This window comes from Microbacterium sp. GbtcB4 (assembly GCF_019091465.1).
Taxonomy (GTDB): domain Bacteria; phylum Actinomycetota; class Actinomycetes; order Actinomycetales; family Microbacteriaceae; genus Microbacterium; species Microbacterium paraoxydans.
Genome location: NZ_JAGXJJ010000206.1, coordinates 1 through 262 on the forward strand (window position 1 = coordinate 1; position 262 = coordinate 262).

The following is a 262-nucleotide window of genomic DNA, read 5'->3' on the forward strand; positions in this document are numbered from 1 at the left end:
TTCGCGACAGTGACGTCCGCGCTCGACATGCGTATGCGCATCGCCTACACGATCGGCCTGTACCTCTCCGCACCCGTCTGGCTGTGGGAGAACTGGGCCCTCATCATGCCCGGCCTCACCCGCAAGGAGATCCGTTACCCCGTCGGCTTCGTCGTCGCCGCGGTGCCGCTGTTCAGCGCGGGGTGCTATCTCGGGGTGCAGATCATGCCGCACGACATCGAGCGCATGTGGAGCTTCACCCCGGAGGGCGGCACCAACTTCT

At 65.6% G+C, this 262-nt stretch carries 1 protein-coding gene; it reads left to right on the forward strand.

The window, feature by feature from the left end; translation table 11 throughout:
• Positions 1-262, forward strand: a 262-nt coding sequence (locus KVS71_RS17700; protein ID WP_217585186.1) for a twin-arginine translocase subunit TatC, incomplete at both ends; no start/stop codon positions are given.